The 6,020-nt window shown below is 61.9% G+C and carries 6 protein-coding genes and 1 pseudogene; 5 read left to right on the top strand and 2 right to left on the bottom strand.

Annotated elements, in window-relative coordinates:
• Positions 1-6 precede the first annotated feature (6 nt).
• Positions 7-987, bottom strand: coding sequence for a metal ABC transporter solute-binding protein, Zn/Mn family (locus JCM12178_RS16570; protein WP_054653032.1), 981 nt, complete (start codon positions 985-987; stop codon positions 7-9).
• An 89-nt stretch (positions 988-1,076) separates the two neighbouring features.
• Here JCM12178_RS16570 and JCM12178_RS16565 point away from each other — a divergent pair, with 89 nt between their 5' ends.
• The 5 genes and pseudogenes from JCM12178_RS16565 to JCM12178_RS16545 all read left to right on the top strand — a co-directional run bounded on the left by JCM12178_RS16565 (position 1,077) and on the right by JCM12178_RS16545 (position 5,286).
• Complete coding sequence (locus JCM12178_RS16565) at positions 1,077-2,015, top strand: permease (RefSeq protein WP_054653030.1); 939 nt, start codon at positions 1,077-1,079, stop codon at positions 2,013-2,015.
• Positions 2,012-2,752 carry a TIGR03943 family putative permease subunit gene (locus JCM12178_RS16560; protein WP_054653028.1) on the top strand — a complete coding sequence of 247 codons (741 nt, stop codon included), beginning with the start codon at positions 2,012-2,014 and terminating at the stop codon, positions 2,750-2,752. Before JCM12178_RS16565 ends, JCM12178_RS16560 begins: the two co-directional genes overlap by 4 nt.
• An 8-nt stretch (positions 2,753-2,760) precedes the next feature.
• The gene (gene zupT, locus JCM12178_RS16555; protein WP_054653026.1) at positions 2,761-3,597 is read left to right on the top strand and encodes a zinc transporter ZupT; all 837 of its coding nucleotides are present in this window, start codon (positions 2,761-2,763) and stop codon (positions 3,595-3,597) included.
• 134 nt (positions 3,598-3,731) lie between these two features.
• A pseudogene (locus tag JCM12178_RS16550) lies at positions 3,732-4,933 on the top strand (ammonium transporter).
• A 14-nt stretch (positions 4,934-4,947) separates the two neighbouring features.
• Positions 4,948-5,286: a P-II family nitrogen regulator gene (locus JCM12178_RS16545; RefSeq protein ID WP_054653024.1), complete on the top strand. Its 339-nt coding sequence runs from the start codon at positions 4,948-4,950 to the stop codon at positions 5,284-5,286.
• Between the two features lie 64 nt (positions 5,287-5,350).
• Here JCM12178_RS16545 and JCM12178_RS16540 read toward each other — a convergent pair.
• Positions 5,351-6,020: gamma-glutamyl-gamma-aminobutyrate hydrolase family protein (locus JCM12178_RS16540; RefSeq protein ID WP_054653022.1), on the bottom strand; the 670-nt coding region annotated here is incomplete at its 5' end.

Raw genomic sequence — 6,020 nt, 5'->3', positions numbered from 1 at the left:
CACCCCCTACTTCAGGGCGTCCTTGAACCCTTTGCCGACTTTGAGCAGGTTTTCGGGCCAGTCGTAGGCCAGCGGGTCGGCTTTGATGACCGAGCCGTTGATGGCTTTGGCGATGAGCTGTGCGCTTTTCTCCGAGAACTGGGGCTGCACGAAGATGACGTGAATGCCTTCGTTCTTTGCGTGCTGAATGAGTTCAGCCAGTTCGCGCGGTCCGGGCTGTTTGCCTTCGAGTTCGATGGGAATCTGGGTCAGGCCGTAGGTCTTTGCGAAATAGCCCCATGATGGATGGTAGACCATAAAACGGTTGTGGGGGCCGACATCCTTGAAGATGGCGCGCAGCTTGGCGTCCACGCTGTCTATCTTTTTGACGAACGTCTCGTAATTCGCTTCGTAAACCGACTGATTCTGCGGGTCTTCATTAATGAGGGCGTCGCGGATGGTTCCGGCCATGACGCGCACCAGGGGCGGTGCGGTCCAGACGTGCGGGTCCGGGATGCCGTTGTGTCCATGATGCCCTTCGGCGTGGCCGTGCGCATCATGACCGTGCCCGTGGGTATCATGACCGTGCCCGTGCTCCTCGTGGTGGCCTTCATGCTCGTGATGGTGGTCGTCGTGTTCTTCCGTGGCATGCTCCTCATGATGGTGATGCTCGGCCATCGGCAACTTATCGATATTTTTATCCATCGCAATAACAGTCATATCTTCGTTTGCCGAACGAATACGATCGAGCCATGCAGCTTCAAACGGCACGCCAATCGAGAAGTAGATGCGCGCCTTGGAGAGCTGGGCCATCTGCCGTGGTTTGGGCTCGTAGGAGGCCGGGCTTGCGCCGGGCTGTACCATTACCGAGACATCCACAAGATCGCCGCCGATCTGCTCCACAAAATACTGTTGCGGCACGATGCTGACCGTGACAGGCATGGCGGCCAGCGCCGGGGAGGCGAGGCACAGGGTGAGCAAGATCAGGAGTGGTATAATTCTATTCATATGGTTCTCCGTGAATCGTTGTATGGACATTTCTGGGATTGGACGTATTCTTACACACGTTTCCGGCCGTTACGTCAACAGGGTCTTCAATGGAACTCACATCGCCCGTCATTCTTTTCGCCTCGCTTGTGGCCGCCATCGTCATCGAGGCCGCGCCGTTCCTGCTGCTTGGATCGCTCGTGGCCGCCCTTTTCGAGGCCTTCGTGCCGGAAAAGGCCATTGAGCGGTTTATCCCCGGGAATCCGTATCTTCAGGTTGCGTCAGGGCTGTTCGCCGGGATGCTCCTGCCCACTTGTGAATGCGGCGTGGTTCCGGTGGTTCGCAAGTTTCTGGCCCGTGGCGTGCCCCCGCGTGCGGCCATTGCCTACCTGTTCGCCGCCCCGGTATTGAACCCGGTGGTGCTCGTCTCCACATGGGTGGCGTTCCGTTTCGAGGGGGAGATGGTCTTCTGGCGTGCGCTGATGGTCGGGGCCACGGCTGCCGGGCTTGCGCTGGCCATGGCAGAGGCGCGAGCCTCCGACATCCTCAAGCTCCCGAAGGGGATCGCCATCGGCACCTCACCTTCAGACCCTGTCCACACCCCCGGGTGCGGCTGCGGTCACTGCTCCCACGACGGAAAACCCGGCGTGGTCTCCATCCTGCGTCATACCGGCTCGGAGTTTCTGGACATGTTCCGGTTCCTGTTCATCGGCGCGGTGCTGGCCGCGGCGTTCAAGACCTTGATTCCGCCGGGCATGATGCAGTCGTTCGCGGCCAGCGCTCCGCTTTCCGTGGGTGCCATGATGCTTTTCGCCATCGTCTCGTCGGTCTGCTCCGAGGCCGACGCCTTCGTGGCCGCAGGATTCTCCGCGCTGCCAACGGCGGCCCAGCTCGCGTTCACCGCCATCGGTCCCATGGTGGACCTGAAGCTCATCGGCATGTTCTTCGCCACCTTCAGAAACCGCGTGGCCGTGGCGTTCATCGTTGTACCCATCGTGCTCATATACCTCATGGCCATCATCTTCCATCAGGCGGGGGTGCTGCCATGACCCGCGCCGCGACAATGCTCAACGCACTCGCGCTCCTGCTTTTCGGCGGATTTCTGCTCTGGCTGGCGTGGTCCGACGTGTACTGGCAGCTTCTCAATCCACAGTTCAAGCCCCTGACCGCCGCCACAGGCGTGGCTGCGCTGCTGGCTGGGGCCGCGACACCGTTTCTGAAAACGCATGGCCGCGTGCCGTGGGGTGGCGCCGCGTCCATGCTGCTCTTTCTTTCCCTTACGGGCGTTGCGGTGAACGGATACATGGATGACGGGGCCGCAACCTTCACCCGCGAATACACGGAACCGGAGCCTCGCGTGGAAATCGGCGGCACCGAATACGTGCGCATGACCGCGCCGGAGCTCTTCATGCTTGCCGAGATCGACGCCAGCCTCGTGCCGGAACGGTTCGTTGTCCGCGGCCCTATTGTCAGAACACCGGAGCTCGACTCCCGCAGCATGGTGGCCGTGTACCGCATGGCTGTGGTATGCTGTCTGGCGGATGCAGTGGCCACCGGCTTTGCGGTGGAGGTCCCGGACCCGCTTGCCCTTGAGGACGGCCAGTGGATTCGCGTGGCCGGAACCCTGACGGAGACCGAGTCCATGCCGCCAGATCCGTCGCTGGGGCCATTCCTGTTCGTCCTCAACAAACGCTACGCTATCAGCCCGGACGATATGGACACGACCATTGAACCCGACATGCCGTACGTCTTCGAGATGCGGCAGCAGGAACCCTTCGCCTACTAGGAGCAGCAATGGAATTCGGCACCGAAGCCATCCTCTTCGCCTTCGGGCTCACGCTCTTCGCCGGGCTCGCCACCGGGGTCGGCAGCGCCATCGCCTTTCTGGCCCGCACCACCAACACCCGGTTCCTGTCCTTTGCCCTTGGCTTCTCCGCAGGGGTGATGCTCTATGTCTCGTTCGTGGAAATCTTCTTCAAGGCCAAGGAATCACTCACCGGAGCCATGGGCGAGGCCGCGGGAACGTGGGCCACGGTCGGGGCCTTTTTCGGCGGCGTGGCGCTCATAGCGCTCATCGACAGGTTTGTTCCCGGCTACGAGAACCCGCACGAACTGCACTCCATAGAGGAAATGGACCAGCAGCTCGAAACACTGCCCAAAAACGAGTCACACGACTTCCGCAAGCTCCACCGCACCGGAGTGTTCGCCGCCCTTGCCATCGCCATCCATAACTTTCCCGAAGGCCTCGCCACCTTCACGGCAGCGCTGACCGACCCCGCGCTCGGCATCGCCATCGCCGTGGCCATCGCCATCCACAACATTCCCGAGGGCATCGCCGTTTCCGTGCCCATCTACTTTGCCACCGGCAGCCGCAAGAAGGCCTTCACGCTCTCGTTTCTCTCGGGCCTCTCCGAACCGCTCGGCGCGCTGGTGGGCTACCTGCTGCTCATGCCCTTCTTCACGCCCACGCTCTTCGGCGTGCTCTTTGCGGGCGTGGCGGGCATCATGGTCTTCATCAGCCTCGACGAACTGCTCCCGGCTGCCGAGGAGTACGGGGAACACCATTGGTCCATATGGGGAGTCGTCCTCGGCATGGCGGTCATGGCCCTGAGCCTGCTCTTGTTTATTTAATTACAATTTTGTATATTTCTTGGGCTGTTTTGCCATTTTTGCCACCTTTCATTGTTCGACAATGTCGAAAAATGGCAAAATGAGCCACTTTTAGTTGGCCCGCAGTTTGCAATATGGGTTTCCGGAGGTTACCCATGAACGCAACAGACAATGCCTTTATCATCGTTTGCTCGGCCCTGGTCATGTTCATGACCCCGGGGCTGGCACTGTTCTACGGCGGGCTGGTCCGCTCCAAGAACGTGCTTTCCACCATCATGCACAGCTTTGTTCTGCTCGGCCTGGCGTCCATCATCTGGGCGATGGTCGGCTACTCGCTGTCTTTCGGCCATGACATCGGCGGCCTCATCGGCGGGCTGGACTTCGCCTTCCTGAACGGCGTCGGCCCCACCACCGAAGGCTCCCCGGCAGACAACCTGCCGCACCTCACTTTCATGATATTCCAGTGCATGTTCGCGGTCATCACGCCCGCGCTCATCTCGGGAGCATTCGCCGAACGAATGAAATTTTCCGGTTTTCTTGTCTTTTCCGCGCTCTGGATCGTCCTTGTCTACGCTCCCATGTGCCACTGGGTCTGGGGCGGCGGCTGGATGGGCGAAATGGGCGCGCTGGACTTTGCCGGCGGCGCGGTCGTTCACATGAGTTCCGCTGCGGCGGCACTGGCCTGCGCCATAATGCTCGGCAAGCGCAAGGGCTATGGCAAGACCGCCTTCATCCCGCACAATCTGCCCATGACCGTCCTCGGCGCGGGCATCCTGTGGTTTGGCTGGTTCGGCTTCAACGCAGGTTCGGCGCTGGCCGCCGACGGTGCTGCAGCCAACGCCTTCGTAACCACGCACATGGCCACCGCAGCCGCGCTGCTTTCCTGGCTGGCGGCCGAGTGGCTGCATGAAGGCAAGCCCACCACGCTCGGCGCGGCCTCCGGCGCTGTGGCCGGACTGGTTGCCATCACCCCCGCCGCCGGATTCGTCACGCCCATGAACGCCGTGCTCATCGGCCTCGGCGCGGGCGCATCTGCTACGGCGGCATCATGCTCAAGAACAAGTTCGGTTACGACGACTCCCTCGACGTCGTGGGAATCCACGGCGTGGGCGGAACATGGGGCGCACTGGCAACCGGCCTGTTCGCCACCGAGGGCGCGCTCGGCCTCTTCTACGGCAACGCCGAGCAGCTCTGGATCCAGTTCGTCTCCGTGGTCGCAACGTGGGTCTTCTGCTTCATCATGACCGCCGTCATCTTCAAGATCGTGGACACCGTCATCGGTCTGCGCGCAACTGAAGAAGACGAGGTCCGCGGACTCGACGTTTCCCTCCACAGCGAAACCGGCTATCAGATTTAGGAAGGAGACTCACAATGAAAAAAGTGGAAATCATTACCCGAACATTCAAGCTGGACGACGTGAAGGTCGCGCTCACCGACCTCGACATTCACGGCATGACCGTATCCGAGGTCAAGGGCTTCGGCAGGCAGGGCGGTCACAAGGAAGTATACCGGGGCGCGGAATATCAGGTCGACTTCGTGCCCAAGGTCAAGATTGAGGTCGTCATTGACGACGAGCGTGTGCGAGACGTTGTCGAAGCGGCACGCCACGCGGCCTTCACCGGCCACGTGGGCGACGGCAAGATCTTCGTCTCCCCCATGGACGAAGTGGTCCGCATCCGCACCGGAGAGACCGGCGACGAAGCCATATAGGTCGAACCGACACCTCCCCCCTCGGGCGGGCGGCACTCCCAGGCCGCCCGCCCAAGCAGGAGGATCAGGTTTTCGCCGCGTCCACCAACGCCCGAAAAAGACGCCTCTGGAGGGACGATTGCGGCATGTACTCGGGGTGCCACTGGACCCCAATGCAGAACCGCCCGCCGGGGCGCTCCACCGCCTGAACCACGTGATTGAGTTCCCGGGCGGCCAGTGCCAGTTCCGGGGCGATGACATTCACCGCCTGCCTGTGCAGCGCGTTGACCATCAGCGTCTTGGCCCCGAACAGGGCACCGAGCCGGGACCTCGGCTCCAGAAGAATCCGCTTGCGGGGCAGAACGCTTCGCACCTGCGGATACTCCTCGTAGAATCCCTTCAAGTCCTGATGCAGCGTGCCGCCGAGATGCACGTTCATCAACTGGCAGCCCCGGCAGATGCCCAGAACCGGCAGGCCGCGCGCATAGGCTTCGGCAAACAGGGCGAACTCAAGTTCATCCCTGCCCTCGTCCTGCCGCGTGCCGAACTTGACCCCGAAGAGCCAGCGCAGCAGCACCAGCAGCACGGCCATACCGAGATCGGTTGGCTTGGGCTTCTCGGAAGGACCGACTTCAAGGTCTTCCATGCCGTACCGCTGCGGGCTCACGTCCGCGCCGCCGCCGAGGATGAGCCCGTCAAGCTCGTCCACGGGCAGCGGACGCGACGGGCGAATACGAACCGGCCAGCCCCCGGCA

The sequence above is a fragment of the Salidesulfovibrio brasiliensis JCM 12178 genome, assembly GCF_001311825.1.
In the GTDB taxonomy this organism is placed as follows: Bacteria; Desulfobacterota; Desulfovibrionia; order Desulfovibrionales; family Desulfovibrionaceae; genus Pseudodesulfovibrio; species Pseudodesulfovibrio brasiliensis.
Note: the sequence above shows the minus strand (reverse complement) of the source record. Positions and strands in the feature narration are given on the sequence as shown.

Excerpts from the sequence above, each read along its gene's own strand:
- JCM12178_RS16570 (WP_054653032.1), bottom strand. The coding sequence starts at position 987 with ATGAATAGAATTATACCACTCCTGATCTTGCTCACCCTGTGCCTCGCC.
- JCM12178_RS16565 (WP_054653030.1), top strand. The coding sequence starts at position 1,077 with ATGGAACTCACATCGCCCGTCATTCTTTTCGCCTCGCTTGTGGCCGCC.
- JCM12178_RS16560 (WP_054653028.1), top strand. The coding sequence starts at position 2,012 with ATGACCCGCGCCGCGACAATGCTCAACGCACTCGCGCTCCTGCTTTTC.
- zupT (WP_054653026.1), top strand. The coding sequence starts at position 2,761 with ATGGAATTCGGCACCGAAGCCATCCTCTTCGCCTTCGGGCTCACGCTC.
- JCM12178_RS16545 (WP_054653024.1), top strand. The coding sequence starts at position 4,948 with ATGAAAAAAGTGGAAATCATTACCCGAACATTCAAGCTGGACGACGTG.